This is a genomic window from Williamsia sp. MIQD14 (genome assembly GCF_051025635.1).
Classification (GTDB): Bacteria; Actinomycetota; Actinomycetes; order Mycobacteriales; family Mycobacteriaceae; genus Williamsia_A.
In genome coordinates, this window is sequence record NZ_JBPFDG010000001.1 from 60,082 (window position 1) to 75,984 (window position 15,903).

Below are 15,903 nucleotides of genomic sequence, written 5' to 3' on the forward strand. Positions count from 1 at the left end.
CACCTCGCGGTGGATCCGGCCCTGTTGTCGTCGGCGGTGCGTGCGGTCGATCAGCCCTCGACGGCACGCCCGATCACGGTCTTGCGGATCTCGAGGGTGAGCCGGTCACGCAATCCACTCGGAGCCTGATCGCCACCGCACTTACGACTGATCAGACTCTTGAGCTGCGATTCGATGCCGTAGTGCTCGAGGCAGCTCGAACAGCCGTCGAGGTGCGACTGCAGCCGCTCGCGAGCGCGCGGGTCGCACTCGTCGTCGAGCAGCAGCCACACGTCGGCGATCACGGCCGAGCAGTCGAGCTGTTCGAACTCGGCGGCCTCGTCGGCGGTCTGCTCGTCGGTGTGGGTCCGTCCGGTGTCGCTCATCGGGTCACCTCCGTCGCGCCGTCGGCGGACACGGGGTCGGCGCGGCGGAAGCCACGCTCGAGGGCGACGTCGGCCAGCAGTTCACGCAGCTGCTTGCGGCCGCGGTGCAGGCGCGACATGACGGTCCCGATCGGGGTGTCCATGATCTGCGCGATCTCCTTGTAGGGCAGGCCTTCGACGTCGGCGTAGTAGACCGCCATCCGGAAGTCCTCGGGCAGCGCCTGCAGCGCCGACTTGATGTCGTCGTCGGGCAGCGCGTCGAGCGCCTCGATCTCCGCCGATCGCAGACCGGTCGAGGTGTGCTCCGCGGTGGCCGCGAGCTGCCAGTCGGTGATCTCGTCGGTCGGGTACTGCGCGGGCTGCCGCTGACGCTTGCGGTAACCGTTGATGTAGGTGTTGGTCAGGATGCGGTAGAGCCACGCCTTGAGGTTGGTGCCCGCCTTGAAGGAGTGGAAGGCCGAGAACGCCTTCACGTACGTCTCCTGGACGAGGTCCTCGGCGTCGGCGGGGTTGCGCGTCATCCGCAGGGCCGCGCCGTACATCTGATCCAGCAGCGGGAGTGCGTCACGCTCGAAGCGGGCGCCACGCTCCTCGGCGGTCTCCTCGGGTGTCGAGTCGCCGTCTGTCACCACCGACGCATCGGATTCGGTCACGAGGGTCCCTCCGCGATCTGCCCCGTACCGGGACGTCCGAGGCGCCACGGTGTGCGCGCGCCCGTCGTCCGAGCCTACCGATGGGCCCGTCTCGACGAACATCAGCACCGGCGCACCCTTCTCCACCGGGCGGTCCATCAGCTGCACGCTCATCCGCTCCCTTTCTGATCGACACGTCCACACATCTCGATTCGGTGACGGCGCGATGAACGGATCATCCGCGTTCGCCTCGAAACGATGTCGATGGCTACAACCCGTGCCCGCGCACGATTGTTCCGTTTCCGTTCACCGCGCGCGTAACCGCAGCGCTAGCGTTGCGTCCATGAGCGCGATGACCCCCGCGGTGGCCGCCGCCGAGCGGGCCGGCGTCGAACACCGTCTCCACCGCTACCGAGCCGATCCGCGGGCGGTGTCCTACGGCGACGAAGCCGTCGAGCATCTCGCCGACACCCTCGGGGTCGACGCCGGCCAGATCCTCAAGACCCTCGTCCTGACACTGTCCGGCGGCGAGGCCGCGGCACGACAGCGCGCTCGATTCGCCGTGGCGGTGCTGCCCGTCCCGCGGCGGCTGTCGACGAAGGCGGTGGTCGCCGCGCTGTCGGATCCGTCGGTCTCCCGGGCGGAGATGGCCGATCCGGCCGCCGCGCAACGGGTGACCGGCTATGTGCTGGGCGGGGTGTCGCCGCTGGGCAGGCGGACGGTGTCACCGACGGTGATCGACTCGTCCGCACTCGCGTGGCCGACGGTGCTGTGCAGCGCGGGGCGTCGCGGACTCGAGATCGAACTCGCCCCCGCCGACCTGCGGCGACTGACCGACGCGGTGGTCGCCGACATCTGCACCTGAGGCCTGCTAGAGCAGGGTTCCCTGCTCGGGGAGCTGCTCCCCCGACGGGTCGACGGGATCGAGGAGTTCGGGACCGTTGTTGGCCACGCGGTTGACCAAGGAGGCCACCTCGCGTCGGTCGATGGCCTCGACCAGCTGCGCCGACGGCGGCGCCAACAGTGCGGTCGGGGGCGGGTTGTCGGGGTCGAGCCAGGCATCCCAGTGATCGCTGGGCATCACCAGCGGCATGCGGTCGTGGATGTCGCGCAGCGGCCCGACGGCATCGGTGGTGATGATGGTGCAGCTCATCAGCGGGGGCGCGTCGCGGTCGGCGTCCTTCGGTCGCCAGGTCGTCCACAGACCGGCCATGAACAGCCGCGTCCCGTCGACCGGCGACATGAAGTAGGGCGTCTTCGACGGCTTGCCGTCGGGCCCGGTCCCCTTGCGCCACTCGTACCAGCCGTCCATCGGCACCAGGCACCGCCGACCCTTCAGCGAGGTCTTGAACGACGCCTTCTCGGCGACGCTCTCGGCGCGGGCGTTGAACAGCAGCGGAGACTTCGCGAGGTCCTTCGTCCACGCCGGGACCAGTCCCCATCGCATCGCGCGCACGCGGAGCGCCGGGTCGTCGGTGGGGTCGTCGTGGTCGTGGCGGCGCACCACGGTCATCACCGTGGTGGTGGGCGCGACGTTGTAGTTCACCCCGGGCGCCGCCGGGGGCCGCGGGTCGTCGGCGGCGGCGTCCGAACCGGCGTCATTCGCGAGGGGGTCGGAGGCGGGTCGGTTCGGGGTGACCTCGTCGATGGCATCGAGTTCGGCCGCGAGCAGCGCGGGATCGGTGGTCACCGCATAACGTCCACACATGGGCTCCATGGTGTCACCGCGACCGGCCGGACGTCAGCGCCGAGCAGGTGGTGTCCACCGACTCCTCAGTCGCGCGAACGGACCGCTGTCGCCGGAGCGGGCGTCGGCGCGGCTGTCGGCCTACATCTACGGCACCCTGCTCGCGCTGGCCGCGGTCGTGGTCGTCGATCCCGCGGCCATCGAGAACGGCTCGGCGGTGCTCGTGGTGCTGGGCACGACCGCGACGACGTTCCTCGCGCACGTGTTCGCCGAGATCGTCGCGGGCCACAGCATTCCCGAGGCGACGGCCCACCTCGAGGAGCCGGTACGCCGACGCGTCGCGCTCGAGGAGCTGCGCGATGCCGTGCCGATCGCGTCGGCCGGCGCGTTCCCCGCGTTCTTCCTCGCGCTGGGATGGCTCGACGTACTCGAGCCCACCTGGGCGTTCGTGCTGGCCGGGGCCGGCCCGATCTTGCGAATGGCGTTGGTGGAGATCATGATCGGGCGGATCCGCGGTCAGCGACCGACCCTGCGTGTGCTCGTCGGCGGCGTCGCGACCGCGGTGGTGGCCGCGGCGATCGTCGCGGTGAAGGTGATCCTCACGCACTGACGTATCGTTTTGCCGATGTCGGATCCCGCATCGTCGCCCTCGCCCGCCCGTCCGGGGCCGATCGCGTTCCTGCGCTATCTCGCAGGTCGGCCGTTGCCGGAGTCGATGCGGGGATGGGTGCGGCGCGATGTGGTGGGCCCGGGGCATGTGCGCCGCTACGTCACCCGCGGGCTGCTCCCGTTCGTCCCGATCTTCGTCGCGTTCGCCTTCGTGCCCGGGCCGGTCGTCTACCGCCTCGGCATGATCGGCATCCTGTTGTTCCCGCTGATCTACTTCCAGATCGCGCTGACACCGTTCTATCGCCGACACCTCCTGCGCAGCAACGGACTCGATCCCGAACTCGTCGGCGCCCGAGCGCAACGCCGCCGCGACGCCACGCGTGCCGACTACGACGCCATCTACCGCGACCGTCGAGAGCCCTGACCGGTCGCGATCACCCGGAGGTCAGGCGATGCCGACCGGGAAGTGGAGTGGCAGACCGGTCTCTCCGACCCCGATCTCGATGAGCGCGTACAGGCTCTGCACCCCGAGGAAGTTCGCGTGGTTGGTGACGATCAACGATGTCCCGCGGAAGGCGGCCGACGCCGGCGTGGCGAACGGTGTCGAACGCAGGTATCGCTGCGGCAGCGGCGGCAGCGCGTCGAGGGTGGCACCGGTGTTCGGGTCGACGACCGTCACGGAGTTGTCCAGCGGGTTGGAGATCGGCAGGTAGATCTTGCCGCTGCGCCCGATCACGAGCCCGTCCCCCAGGCCGGTGATCGCCACACGGTCGAGTCGTCCCGGGGCGCCGGAGGCGGTGACGGGCAGACGGTAGACGACGCCGTGACCGGCGGTCTGCAGGCTCGACACCGACAGGGTGTTCACGAACACCAGTCGACCCTGGGCATCGAACTGCATGCCGTTGAGGCTGTAGATCGACGCGAAATCGGGATTCTGGTACCAGATCTGGGCGGCCCCGCCACCGGCAGGCACCTTCCAGATGGTTGCCTGGTCGAGGTCGGAGACGTACAGGGTTCCGTCGGCGGCGAAGGTCGCCCAGTTGGGCCATGCCTGGCGGTCGAGAGCCCCGGGCTCGCACGGCCGGTCACGCGCCGCCGAGCACAGGGGGAGGTCGGCGAAGGTCGCGTAGACCTTCTGCGCGCCGGTGGCCGGATCGATCCGCACGATGCGCGCACCGCTGTAGTCGAGGGCGTAGACCCGGCCGTCACCGTCGAGGGTGATGCCGTTGACACCGTGCTCGGCGGGGCGGTGACCGATCAGGCTGTAGGTCGTGAGCAGTGTGCCGGCGGCGTCGTAGTGCCAGACGTCGGCCGAGGAGTTCGGCCGGTTGGAGCCCGACCACACGCTGCCGTCGGTGGGGTCGACCGCGATGCCCTCGGGTTGTCCCGGGGCCGGCACGCGGGCGAAGTCGCGGGCCTGACCGTAGGCCAACGCCGGTCCCGCCTGCGGCGCCGCACCGGCGGGTGCCGCGCCGACGCCGAACGAGGCGACGACGGAGATCGCTGCCGCGACAAGACAAGTGGTGATCGAACCGACGGTTCGCTGGGTGCCCCGGAGAGTCATGACCGGTGACGCTACCCCGGGGGTGCCCCCGCGGTCTCTGCGCCGACGCCCAGACATCGCGAGACCGGGTTGTGGTGTTTGACAGCTTTTCTCAACAACTGTCATGTCTCTGGCATCGTGACCGTCGACCACTGTCGGAGATGATCGTCGGGAGAAGAACAATGAGATCGCTGTCGCGCGCCGTCGTCGTGGCGTTGTCCGCCATGACCCTCGCCGGTTCGGTGACCGGGACGGCCACCGCCGCACCCACGGTCGCGCCGGCCACCGTGCTGGGATCCATCTCCGACGGGCCGGGCAGCTTCGCCGTCTATCGCACCGTCGACACCGGCAAGAAGGCCACCGCCGTCGACGACGAGGCGTGCAACGCCTACTTCGGCACCCCGCGTCGGTTCACCGTCCTCCAGCGCCTCGACGCGCGGCTCTACACCTTCGCCAATAGTCCCACCACCGGGTTCCTGACCAACCCGACGAAGTCCGACGTCGGGCCGATCTACGTCTGCGGCACACTCGGTCTCGACGGACAGTCGATCTACGAGCAGTACTCGCGCGCCACCGCGCCGGGTATCGGACCGCTCACGATGAGCGGCCCCTGCGGGCTGACGCCCTACATCGCCGAGGGTCGCGGCGGCGCCGACTGCGTGCAACGCATCAACCCGAACTCGACCGGCGTGACCGGCGGCGTGGCCAGCAGCAACTCGGTCACCAACCCCATCAGGCTGCCCGGCGGCACCACCGGATCGCTCTGGACCTTCTACACGACCGGCACCCCGAAGTCGCCGGTGAACGCCCCGACGGCACCGCAGGCCCCCGACACCGGGTCGGTGAAGTACTCGGTCGGCCGTGAGGTCGACTCGATCTCGGCCGGCGCCGAGGCCGGCTGCCCGGGCGGCGTCCGCACCACGAAGATCCACGCGATCTCGGTCGACGCGGCCACCGGGGCGATCGCGGGCGAGCCCTCGGCGACCACCGCCGCCGACGCCTCGATCTGCTACCAGAGGCCGGGCCTCCCCGACTTCGGCGCGATGCTCACCATCTCCATCCGGGGCATCAACCTGACCACCACCAACGGTGGCCATTGCCGTCAGAGCGCGTTGCCCGGCACCGCGTCCCGTCAGCAGACCTGCGGCTTCGCCCTCCCGGCGAACTACGGTCGCGGACTCAACGGCGGCCTGGTGACCCTCAACGGCGTGGTGCCACCGAACGATCCGGCCGGTTCGGTCAACTCCGCGGTCTGGACCGTCAGCGTGCTCGGATCCGTCCAGCCGGCGTTCTAGACCGCCGGGCTTCAGGCCTCGCGTCGATCGGGCTCCAGCGGGTCGAACACCCGCTGGGGCCCGATCGCGTTCTGTCCCAGACGATCCCCGGGGTTGGCGAGCGCGCAGGTGCTCAGCGAGAGGCAGCCGCAGCCGATGCAGTCGGTGAGGTTGTCGCGCAGGCGGGTCATCTCGTCGATCCGCGCCGTCAGATCCGACTCCCATGACCGCGACAGGCGGGCCCAGTCCCGTTTTGTCGGCGACCGACCCGACGGCAGTTCGTCGAGCGCGGAGCGGATCAGCGCCAGCGGGATGCCGACGCGTGCGGAGATACGGATGAACGCGATGCGGCGCAGGGTGTCGCGCGCGTAGCGACGCTGGTTGCCCGAGGTGCGTCGGCTCGTGATGAGGCCCTCGCGCTCGTAGAAGTGCAGCGCCGACACCGCCACACCACTGCGGGCGGCGAGTTGTCCGACCGTGAATTCCTTGCTCTGCGCGGGTGTGCTCATCGGCGACGATGCTACGACCTCTCCCCCACCCCCGCGTGGGACAATCGGATCGTGAGCTCACCGACCCCGCGCGCGCCGTACGCCGCACCGATGGCCGCTCGCCCTGTCGCCGCCACGGTGAGCGTGCCCGGTTCGAAGTCGATCACCAACCGCGCGATCGTGATCGCGGCACTCGCCGACGCCCCGAGCACCCTGACCGGCGTCCTGCGCAGCCGCGACACCGACCTCATGCTCGACGCGGTCGGCACTCTCGGCGTCACGGTGGCCCCCGACCCCTCCGACCCGACCACGGTCACCATCACCCCTGGCGCGCTCACCGGCGGACACATCGACTGCGGGTTGGCCGGGACCGTCATGCGCTTCGTGCCGCCGGTGGCCGCGCTCGCCCGCGGCACGGTGACCGTCGACGGCGACGAGCAGATGCGCGCGCGTCCCGTCGACACCATCCTCTCCGCGCTGCGCGACCTCGGTGTCGCGGTGGACGGCCACGCGCTCCCCTTCGGTATCGCCGGCACCGGTGCCGTGCGCGGCGGCGAGGTGACCATCGACGCGTCGTCGTCGTCGCAGTTCGTCTCCGGTCTGCTCATCTCGGCGGCGCGGTTCGACGCGGGCATCACCATCCACCACGTCGGGAAACCCGTTCCCTCGCAACCACACATCGACATGACGATCGAGATGATGCGGTCGGCCGGGGTCTTCGTCGACGACAGCGCGGCGAACACGTGGCGCGTCGCCCCCGGGCCGGTCGCCGCCGTCGACCGCCGGATCGAACCCGACCTCTCCAACGCCGCGGTGTTCCTCGCGGCCGCGGCGGCCACCGGCGGCGAGATCTGCGTCCCGCTGTGGCCCGACCACACGACCCAGCCGGGCGCGCAGATCGTCGACGTCCTCGTCGAGATGGGCGCCATCGCATCGGTCGACCGAGACGAGAACGACGGGGGCGTCCTGACCGTCCGCGGTCCGCGCCGGCTCTCGGGGCTCGTCGCCGACCTGCACGACATCGGCGAGCTGACGCCGACCATCGCGGCGCTGTGCGCACTGGCCGACTCGACCTCGGTGCTGTCGGGGATCGCGCACCTGCGCGGTCACGAGACCGACCGGCTGACCGCCCTGAGCACCGAGATCAACCGCCTCGGTGGGCGGTGCACCGAGACCGCGGACGGACTGCGCATCGAACCCGCACCCCTGCGCGGCGGCTCGTGGCACGCCTACGCCGATCACCGCATGGCGACGGCGGGCGCCCTGCTCGGCCTCGTCGTCGACGGCGTGACCGTCGACGACATCGCCTGCACGGCCAAGACCATGCCGGACTTCCCTGCGATGTGGCAGCAGATGCTCGCCGGGTCCATGGGGGACGTCGGTGCCGTCGCCGGGACGGATCAGCCCTGAGCGGCCGCGAACTCGACGAGACCGACGTCCGGATCCGTCCGGGCAAGGGCAGCCGTCCGCGCACCAAGACGCGGCCGGCGCACGACGACGCCCTCGAGGGGATGGTCATCTCGGTCGACCGCGGCCGGTGGGGCTGCGTCCTCGACGGACCCGACGCCACCCGTGTCGTCTGCATGCGCGCCCGCGAACTCGGCCGCACCCCGATCGTCGTCGGCGACCGGGTCGGGGTGGTCGGCGACCTCAGTGGGACCGTCGACACCCTCGCGCGCATCGTGCGCGTCGACGAACGCTCATCGGTGCTGCGGCGCACCGCCGACGACACCGACCCCTACGAGCGGGTCGTGGTCGCCAACGCCTCGCAACTGCTGATCGTCACCGCTCTCGCCGACCCGCCGCCGCGGACCGGCTTCGTCGAGCGTGCTCTCGTCGCCGCCTACGTCGGCGGGCTGTCGCCCATCCTGTGTCTCACGAAATCCGATCTCGCCGACGCCGACGAGTTCCGCGCGGCGTTCGCCGACCTCGACCTGCCCGTGCTCGTCGCCGGACGCGACGACCCCCTCGAACCCGTCCTCGACACGCTGCGCGGTCACGTGAGCGCGCTGATCGGGCATTCGGGCGTCGGCAAGTCGACGCTGGTCAACCGCGTGGTGCCCGACGCCTACCGGGCGACCGGCGTGGTGTCGGGGGTCGGCAAGGGGCGGCACACCTCGACACAGTCGGTGGCGCTCGAGCTGCCCGGGCACCAGGGATGGGTCATCGACACCCCGGGCATCCGATCGTTCGGACTGGCCAACGTGGCACCCGACGACCTCGTCGACGCGTTCGGCGACCTACGCGACGCCATCGACGAATGCCCGCGCGGCTGTACACATCTGGGGCCACCCACCGATCCCGAGTGTGCGCTCGACACATTGACCGGAGAAGCGCAGCGCCGAGTCGAGGCGGTCCGGGCACTGCTGCGTGCGGTGGTCCACACCGAGGGCCACGATTCTCATCGGGGCGGATAGAGAGCGTCGGCGAGGGTCCGTTTGCCCGCGGTCAGCTCCCGCGCGACGTCCGGGGCGAAACCGCCGCTCGATGGCGGTCTCTCGGGCACCTCGACGCCGTTCGCGCCGTCCGACAACGGATGCACCTCCCAGCGTGATCCCTGATCGAGCAGGGAACGGTGCTTGATCGGGTAGTAGTCCGATCGGCCGGTGATCACGACACCCGAGGCCCCGCGCGCCGCGGCCACCAGGTGGGCATGGAACCGGGTCGTGATCCACACCTGCTCGGGCCGCGCCGGGAACCCGTGACGCCACAGCTCGGTGAACGGGATCAGCGGGAGTCCGGGCATCGTCGCCGCGAAACGCCGGTGGAGCACACCGTCGTCGCCCGGCATCGCCTCCACGAAACAGGTGTTGGCCGCGGTCATACCCCAGGCTTCGGCCAGGCTCGCGACCTCCCGCTCGAGGCGGTCGACCACCGACGGGTCCGTGGAGTTCACGTCGACACCCGTACCGGGATCCATCAGGTGTGTCTGCGCACAGACGATGTAGGTGCGATCGGTGGCGATCGACCCAGTGCTGTAGACCCCGGGGCGGGTGATGCCCAGCCACGCGTCGTCACCTGTCACGGTCCGCGAGGCGGCCGCGTCGCCGATCAGGTCCCCGGACTCCCGGTCCCGCACGTCCACCCTCGAGGTCTGCGAGACCAGCGAGCGCAGCATGGCGATGTGTTCGGCGTCTCCGGTCGGCAGCAGGCCCTGCCCGGTCAGATACACCGGGCAACCGTGATCCCGACGGACGGTCACCGCTGCCGCCAGGATCGACAGGTGCCTGCGCCACAACGAGTTCAGGTATCCGCCTCCGATCAGGTGGATCGACCGGGCCGAACGGAGCAACTCGATGCCGTCGACGAGCAGGGGCAGGATTCCCGGCTGCCGGACCACACGTTCGGCGAAATCCACGGCAGTGACAAAGGACTGATCCTCGAGTCCCGCGGTCAGGCGCCACACCGTGTCGACGAAGGTGACGTCGGGATGCGCCCCGTGCAGCAGGATCGACGCCTGTCCCGGGGTGTGGCAGTCGAGGACGACACGGGCATCGGGGCGCACTGACGCGAGATGACGCAGCCAGGTACGTGCGATGAATTCGTCGCCGAAGTTGGGATGGCCCGCCGGACCGATGAGATAGATCAGTGCGCGGTCACCGCGACGTCGACGCCGCGGGTCGAACATCACGAGAAGGCGGTCGAATCGGGCATTTCACTACGATACCGACCAACCCTGTGAGGTCACCGAACCTGCGGTGTCAGTTCCTTGCGGCTGCGACGGGCCTCGGCGATGGCCGTCTTCAGACCACGGCGCATCTTCCCGCCGCGATCGCCGACCGCGGGCACGGAGAAACGACGCTCGGAGGCGGTCTCGGGCGCGTCGTCGGCGGTGGCCGTGAGGAAGCGGTCGGGCAGCGACAGCTTCCAGATGGTGCGCAGCGACTGCCAGTACTGACGCGGCAACGAGCCGGTGGTGTACGGGAGGTCGTAGCGCTCGCACAGATCCCTGATCTCTCGGCTCATCTCCGCGTACCGGTTGCTCGGTAGATCGGGGAAGAGGTGGTGTTCGATCTGGTAACAGAGGTTGCCGCTCATGAACGCCATCACCCTGCCGGCCCGGAAGTTGGCCGTGCCCAACATCTGTCGCAGGTACCACTGGCCGGGGGTCTCGTTCTCGATCGACTCCAGCGTGAACTTCTCGGCGCCGTCGGGGAAGTGACCACAGAAGATGACGACATAGGCCCACAGGTTGCGGGCGAGGTTCGCGGTGAGGTTGCCCGTCAACGTGCGTCCGGCACGCCGACCCGACAGCGCGGGGAACAGCGCGTAGTCCTTCGCGAGCTGTCGACGGACCTTGTGCAGGAACGGCATCACCTCCGGCTTGGCGTCGGCCCACGACCGTTTGCCCGACGCCAGGTCGGCCAGATGAAGGTCGTGCAGAGCGATACCCCACTCGAACGTCGCCGCGAGGAAGACGTTGATGAACGGTCCGCCGAGGTGTTTGGGATTCCACGGCTCGTCGCGGGTCACCCGGATCACCTGGTAGCCGAGGTCCTCGTCCATGCCCCACACGTTGGTGTACTTGTGGTGCACCACGTTGTGCGAGTGCTTCCAGTCCGGGGACGCGCACACCATGTCCCACTCCCAGGACGACGAATGGACCTCGGGGTCGTTCATCCAGTCCCACTGCCCGTGCATCACGTTGTGCCCGAGTTCCATGTTCTCGATGATCTTGGCGGCGGCGAGCAACGCGGTGCCGACGACCCATTCCGACCGGGTCTTGTTGTTCCACAGCACGAGTCGGCCGGCGGCCTCGACGATGCGCTGCGCGGTGATGGTCCGCCGCAGATACTTGGCATCGCGTTCCCCGCGGTCGGCCTCGATCCGACGACGCATCGCGTCGAGCTCACGTCCGAGCTCGGCGACGTCGTCCTCGGAGAGGTGGGCGTAGGTGTTGATGTCGGTGATGGCCATGGGCCTTGCTGCTCCTTGTGGCGTGCTCCGCACTGATGTGCACGCACGCGCGGTCGGGTGCTCGCTTCATTGTCCACACCGCGCGGCCGTGACGCCACCGTGACCTCGGCACGGTCGTGTCAGCTCGCGGCCGGTTCGGGCGTGTCGCCGCGGTCAGGCGGCGCGGTCGGCTCCCCGCGACGTGGGGACCAGACGCGACACCTTCGCCAGGGCCTTGTCCCGCCGACGCGCCCGGGCGGTGGCCATGGCGCTGCGCAGGCCGCGGCGCTTCCCCGTCACCGGGTCGATGGTCGCGACCAGGCGCACGGCGGAGTCGTCGCGGAAACGCTCCTCCGAGGCGGTCTCCGGCGCGTCGTCACGGGTGTCGCGCAGGTACTTGTTCGGCAGCGACAGCTTGGCGATGGTGCGCCACGACTTGGCGTACTGCACCGGGAACGGGCCGATCGTGTACGGCAGGTCGTACTCGTCGCACAGTTCCTTCACCTCGAGGGAGATCTCGCGGAGGCGGTTGCTCGGCAGGTCGGGGAACAGGTGGTGCTCGATCTGGAACGACAGATTGCCGCTCATGAACGCCAGCACCGGACCGCAGTGGAAGTTGGCGCTGCCCAGCATCTGTCGCAGATACCACTCGCCCTGCGTCTCGGAGTCGACGTCCTGCTTGACGAACTTCTCGGCACCGTCGGGGAAGTGTCCGCAGAAGATGATGGCGTTGGACCACACGTTGCGGATCGCGTTGGCCATCAGGTTCGAGGTGAGTGCGGCGCGCCATCCCGACCGCGACCGGGTCACCCCGCCGACGAGCGCGGGATGGACCACGTAGTCCTTGAGGATCTGGCGGCCGACCTTCTCCCCGACCTCACCCAGCTTGCGGTCGAACTCGGCACGGTCGAAGTTCTTGCGGCCGATCTTGCCGATCTCGAGGTACTGCGCGGCGACGCCGTACTCGAAGCCCACCGCCAGCAGCGTGTTGTAGACGAGGTTGCCGAGGTAGAACGGCGCCCACTTCTGGTCGCGCGTCACGCGCAGCAGGCCGTAGCCCACGTCGTCGTCCATGCCCAACACGTTGGTGTACTTGTGGTGGATGTAGTTGTGGGTCTGCTTCCAGTGCTCGGAGGGGCCCGCGTTGTCCCACTCCCAGCCGGTCGAGTGGATCTCCGGATCGTTCATCCAGTCCCACTGGCCGTGCATGACGTTGTGGCCGATCTCCATGTTCTCGACGATCTTGGCGACACCGAGCGCCGAGGCACCCAGCCACCACAGCGACCGCCGGCGCGCGCCCACGGTCAACGCCCGACCGGTGACCTCGAGGGCGCGCTGGAACCGGATGGTGTTGCGGATGTACTTCGCGTCGCGCTCTCCGCGCGACTCCTCGATCCGGGCGCGGATGGCGTCGAGACGACGGCCGAGCTCGGCCACGTCGCTCTCGCTCAGGTGCGCGTACTCGGGGACGTTCTTGACTGCCACGATGGCCCTCTCGCCGCCGGAAACACTGACCTACGAAAGCGTAGGTTACGCAACCGTAGGCGTCCAGGGATCACCGTCGATGTGTACGAGGACACACCTCGGACCGGGGGTTTGTGGTGTCGCGCCCCATCGCCGGGGTGCCGCGTCGCCGCAGCGCAGACGACTTCAGAGCAGTTCGAGCAGGAACAGGAGCTCCTGGGTGGCGTACCAGGCGAGATCGAAATCGTCGATGTCGCCGATCGCGAGTTCGGCGTCCTCGTCGCCGAGGTCGGCGTCGTCGATCACCTCGACCGCCGCGGCGACGGCGGGCTGCGCCTCGGCCACGTCGACGTGCACCGACGCGATCGCCGAGCGCGGCACCGCGGGGGCGATCTTGACCACCGCGACGTCGAGGTCGGGGCGGAGGGTGACCGGTTCGACGTCGGCGGCGACCACCACCCGCCGCAGCGGCAGGGCGGGTTCGTCGGGGTCACGCGTGTCCGCCTCGGCGGCCATCAGCCGCAGAGAGGCCCGCGCGGCCTCCCGCATCGCCGCCTCGGCGAGTTCCTCGTCGTCACCGGAGGTGTAGGACTCCCGCAGCGCCGGGGTGAGGGCGAAGGCGGTGCCCCCGACCGAGTCGAACTGCCCCGACTCCTCGATCGTCGCCAGCATCGCCAACGTGGCCGGTAGGTACACCCTCACTCGACTGTTCTCCTCGGGGTTTGTTGTCGGCTCACCGGGTCGTCACCGGCAGCTCGTCGAACGACTCGGCGAGGAACTCGGTCATGGCACCGAGATCCCACATGATGTCGCGGTCGGCGTTGAAGGCGAAGAACACCTCGCCGTTGTAGGAGTTCAGCCCGATCGCGAGCGCGCGCTGCGGCACCAGCGCGGGCACCGGGTAGATCTCGGTGATGCGGTTGCCCGCCAGGTACTGCGGGGCGCCGGGCCCGCGCGCGATGCTGATGGGGACGTTGAACGAGCGCCCCGACATCGACGCCGCCGCACGCGAGCTCATCGCGTGGAAGGTCGCCGGTCCCACGCGCTGGGTCGCCGCGACGGTGAGCTCGGGCAGCCAGGCGCGCGTCCCCATCGACACCCGACGACTCGAGTGGGAGTGCCGTTCGGTGAGGTGCGCGATCTGCGACAGGCGCACGGTCGGATTGGGCTCGCCGACCGGCAGATCGGTGACGAACCCCCGCAGACCCTCGGCCATCCACTCGGCGTCACTGCGCAACTCGTCGGAGCGCGTCGACCCGGCCTCGCCGCCGGCGACGTAGGCACTGAGCGGCACCATCACCCGCACGGTCGCGTGGGCGTCGACGGCGAGGTCCCGCGAGAGCAACCAGCGACGCAGGGCGCCGGCGATGGCCGCGAGCACGACGTCGTTCACGGCGCAGTCGTGTGCGCGGGCGATCTGCAGGCACCGCACCGCCGGTATCGAGGCCACGGTGAACCGCCTCGTGCCGGTGGTGGCGCCGTTGAGCGGGCTGTCCGGCGCGGAATCGGTGGCCAGCTGCATCACCGAGCCGATCCGGCGCAACGAACCGGCCACCACCGAGGTGACGGTCGCGACCGGGGCCGACGCCACGCGGGCGACCGGCGCCGACCGCACGGTCTCGACCAGCTCCCACGGCCGGGTGACCACGTCGGCGATCGCGCCGACCACCAGTGCGCCGCTGCTGGGTTCGGCGTCGGGCAGCCACAGGTCCTGCGGCGTCTCGGGATGCACGGGCTCGTCGTCGACGATGACCTGGTTGATCTCGAGGGCGTCGCGCCCGTCGACCAGTGCGCGATGGGTCTTCGTCAGCACCGCCATCCGATTGTCGGCCAACCCCTCGACGAGGTACATCTCCCACAGGGGACGGTGCCGGTCGAGCGGTCGTGACATGAGCCGCGCGACGAGGTCGTGGAGCTGGTCGTCGGTCCCCGGCGTCGGCAGGGCCGAGCGCCGGACGTGGTAGGTGATGTCGAAGTCGTTGTCGTCCACCCACACCGGGCGGCCGAGACCCAACGTCACCTCGCGGACGCGCTGCCGATACCGCGGCACCGAGCCCAGTCGGCTCTCGACGGTGGCCAGCAGACGGTGGTATTCGAGGTGGGTGGCGCTGCGTTCGAGGACGAGCAGCGATCCGAGATGGGTCGTGGAACCCTCTTCGTCGCGGTAGTAGAAGGTGGCGTCCTGTGGGGAGAGTCGGTTCACCGGGGTCCACACCGCCTTCCTGTTCTGCGTGCGACCCCATCATCCCAGATCGGCCGCCCGGCTCAGACGGTGGTGATGTTGACCAGCGTCCACCGCAGCTCGGTGGTGCGCGGACCGCCCGGGACCGACGGGCGGATGCGGGTGGGCACCCGCTGCACGCGCGCGGCGACGGCGTGGACCCGGTCCCCGCGCGCGTAGCTCGCGGTCACCTCCGCGGCATCGGGACCCGACCACTGCAGGTGGACGCGCAGCAACGACGCCGTCGGCGGACGCCGACCCGGCGCCGACGTCGGGACGGGTCGGTGCATCAGCGCCGTGACCTGATCGATGATGTGTGGCGCGGCCACCGCGGCGAGATGGGCGACCGGACGGCGCCGGTCGATGACCTCGAGCACACGGGTCAGCGCGGAGACGGCGAACGTGCGCGCCGACGGGTCGACGCGATCGGCGACCGGGGCGCCCACCGGGGGCGCCGGTGGCCGCCGCGGAGTCGATGGTCGGTCGGTGTTCGTCCTCCCCGCGTGCACGGGCGGCGGCGACACCGACAGTGGCTCGGGCTCGCACTGCGGGATGGGGCCGATCAGCCACCCGGTCCCGACCTCGCGGTCGCGCACCGCGATTCTGCCTGTGTCCGTCATGAGCCCCCACCGATCGTCCGTGGCGAGCCGACCGGCGGGGTGTTCCCGCCGAGGAGTCGAGTTCGCGCACCTCTTACGACGCGGCGACCGGGGCGCCGGTTCCG

General features: G+C 69.9%; 17 protein-coding genes. 6 read left to right on the top strand and 11 right to left on the bottom strand.

Going from position 1 to position 15,903, the window contains the following annotated elements:
• Positions 1-50: 50 nt before the first annotated feature.
• Together rsrA and ACQ7HM_RS00285 are read right to left on the bottom strand one after the other, a co-directional pair.
• A complete protein-coding gene (gene rsrA / locus ACQ7HM_RS00280; protein ID WP_434214275.1) occupies positions 51-365 on the bottom strand; it encodes a mycothiol system anti-sigma-R factor in 315 nt (104 codons plus the stop codon).
• Positions 362-1,171 carry a sigma-70 family RNA polymerase sigma factor gene (locus ACQ7HM_RS00285; protein WP_434214276.1) on the bottom strand — a complete coding sequence of 270 codons (810 nt, stop codon included), beginning with the start codon at positions 1,169-1,171 and terminating at the stop codon, positions 362-364. Before ACQ7HM_RS00285 ends, rsrA begins: the two co-directional genes overlap by 4 nt.
• 169 nt (positions 1,172-1,340) lie before the next feature.
• Between ACQ7HM_RS00285 and ACQ7HM_RS00290 the strand changes: the two genes are divergently transcribed.
• Positions 1,341-1,862 (top strand): aminoacyl-tRNA deacylase, encoded by a 522-nt coding sequence (locus ACQ7HM_RS00290; RefSeq protein WP_434214277.1) that lies wholly within the window; start codon positions 1,341-1,343, stop codon positions 1,860-1,862.
• 6 nt (positions 1,863-1,868) lie between these two features.
• On the opposite strand, the gene ACQ7HM_RS00295 is transcribed toward ACQ7HM_RS00290, so the two are convergent.
• Positions 1,869-2,705 carry an SOS response-associated peptidase gene (locus ACQ7HM_RS00295; protein ID WP_434214278.1) on the bottom strand — a complete coding sequence of 279 codons (837 nt, stop codon included), beginning with the start codon at positions 2,703-2,705 and terminating at the stop codon, positions 1,869-1,871.
• On the opposite strand from ACQ7HM_RS00295, the gene ACQ7HM_RS00300 reads away from it, so the two are divergent.
• Entirely contained in the window at positions 2,704-3,294 is a 591-nt protein-coding gene (locus ACQ7HM_RS00300) for a hypothetical protein (protein ID WP_434214279.1), read from the top strand. The genes ACQ7HM_RS00295 and ACQ7HM_RS00300 overlap by 2 nt on opposite strands.
• A 15-nt stretch (positions 3,295-3,309) precedes the next feature.
• Complete coding sequence (locus ACQ7HM_RS00305) at positions 3,310-3,717, top strand: DUF5313 family protein (protein WP_434214280.1); 408 nt, start codon at positions 3,310-3,312, stop codon at positions 3,715-3,717.
• A 21-nt stretch (positions 3,718-3,738) separates the two neighbouring features.
• Here the strand turns inward: ACQ7HM_RS00305 and ACQ7HM_RS00310 are convergent, their stop codons facing one another.
• Positions 3,739-4,857 (bottom strand): SMP-30/gluconolactonase/LRE family protein, encoded by a 1,119-nt coding sequence (locus ACQ7HM_RS00310; RefSeq protein ID WP_434214281.1) that lies wholly within the window; start codon positions 4,855-4,857, stop codon positions 3,739-3,741.
• Positions 4,858-5,018: 161 nt separating this feature from the next.
• Here ACQ7HM_RS00310 and ACQ7HM_RS00315 point away from each other — a divergent pair, with 161 nt between their 5' ends.
• Positions 5,019-6,131: a hypothetical protein gene (locus ACQ7HM_RS00315; RefSeq protein WP_434214282.1), complete on the top strand. Its 1,113-nt coding sequence runs from the start codon at positions 5,019-5,021 to the stop codon at positions 6,129-6,131.
• Between the two features lie 11 nt (positions 6,132-6,142).
• Here ACQ7HM_RS00315 and soxR read toward each other — a convergent pair whose 3' ends face one another.
• Entirely contained in the window at positions 6,143-6,619 is a 477-nt protein-coding gene (gene soxR, locus ACQ7HM_RS00320) for a redox-sensitive transcriptional activator SoxR (RefSeq protein WP_434214283.1), read from the bottom strand.
• Positions 6,620-6,709: 90 nt separating this feature from the next.
• On the opposite strand from soxR, the gene aroA reads away from it, so the two are divergent.
• Positions 6,710-8,008 carry a 3-phosphoshikimate 1-carboxyvinyltransferase gene (gene aroA / locus ACQ7HM_RS00325; RefSeq protein ID WP_434215581.1) on the top strand — a complete coding sequence of 433 codons (1,299 nt, stop codon included), beginning with the start codon at positions 6,710-6,712 and terminating at the stop codon, positions 8,006-8,008.
• A complete protein-coding gene (gene rsgA / locus ACQ7HM_RS00330; RefSeq protein ID WP_434215582.1) occupies positions 8,005-9,015 on the top strand; it encodes a ribosome small subunit-dependent GTPase A in 1,011 nt (336 codons plus the stop codon). The genes aroA and rsgA overlap by 4 nt, the downstream gene beginning before the upstream one ends.
• On the opposite strand, the gene ACQ7HM_RS00335 is transcribed toward rsgA, so the two are convergent.
• From ACQ7HM_RS00335 to ACQ7HM_RS00360, 6 genes are all read right to left on the bottom strand, one after another.
• Entirely contained in the window at positions 9,000-10,226 is a 1,227-nt protein-coding gene (locus ACQ7HM_RS00335) for a polysaccharide pyruvyl transferase family protein (RefSeq protein ID WP_434214284.1), read from the bottom strand. The genes rsgA and ACQ7HM_RS00335 overlap by 16 nt on opposite strands.
• A 56-nt stretch (positions 10,227-10,282) precedes the next feature.
• The gene (locus ACQ7HM_RS00340; RefSeq protein WP_434214285.1) at positions 10,283-11,515 is read right to left on the bottom strand and encodes a fatty acid desaturase family protein; all 1,233 of its coding nucleotides are present in this window, start codon (positions 11,513-11,515) and stop codon (positions 10,283-10,285) included.
• A 153-nt stretch (positions 11,516-11,668) separates the two neighbouring features.
• Entirely contained in the window at positions 11,669-12,979 is a 1,311-nt protein-coding gene (locus tag ACQ7HM_RS00345) for a fatty acid desaturase family protein (RefSeq protein WP_434214286.1), read from the bottom strand.
• 165 nt (positions 12,980-13,144) lie between these two features.
• Positions 13,145-13,660, bottom strand: coding sequence for a DUF6912 family protein (locus ACQ7HM_RS00350; protein ID WP_434214287.1), 516 nt, complete (start codon positions 13,658-13,660; stop codon positions 13,145-13,147).
• Positions 13,661-13,691: 31 nt separating this feature from the next.
• The gene (locus ACQ7HM_RS00355; protein WP_434214288.1) at positions 13,692-15,161 is read right to left on the bottom strand and encodes a wax ester/triacylglycerol synthase family O-acyltransferase; all 1,470 of its coding nucleotides are present in this window, start codon (positions 15,159-15,161) and stop codon (positions 13,692-13,694) included.
• A gap of 62 nt (positions 15,162-15,223) precedes the next feature.
• Positions 15,224-15,799: an Rv3235 family protein gene (locus ACQ7HM_RS00360; protein ID WP_434214289.1), complete on the bottom strand. Its 576-nt coding sequence runs from the start codon at positions 15,797-15,799 to the stop codon at positions 15,224-15,226.
• Positions 15,800-15,903 lie beyond the last annotated feature (104 nt).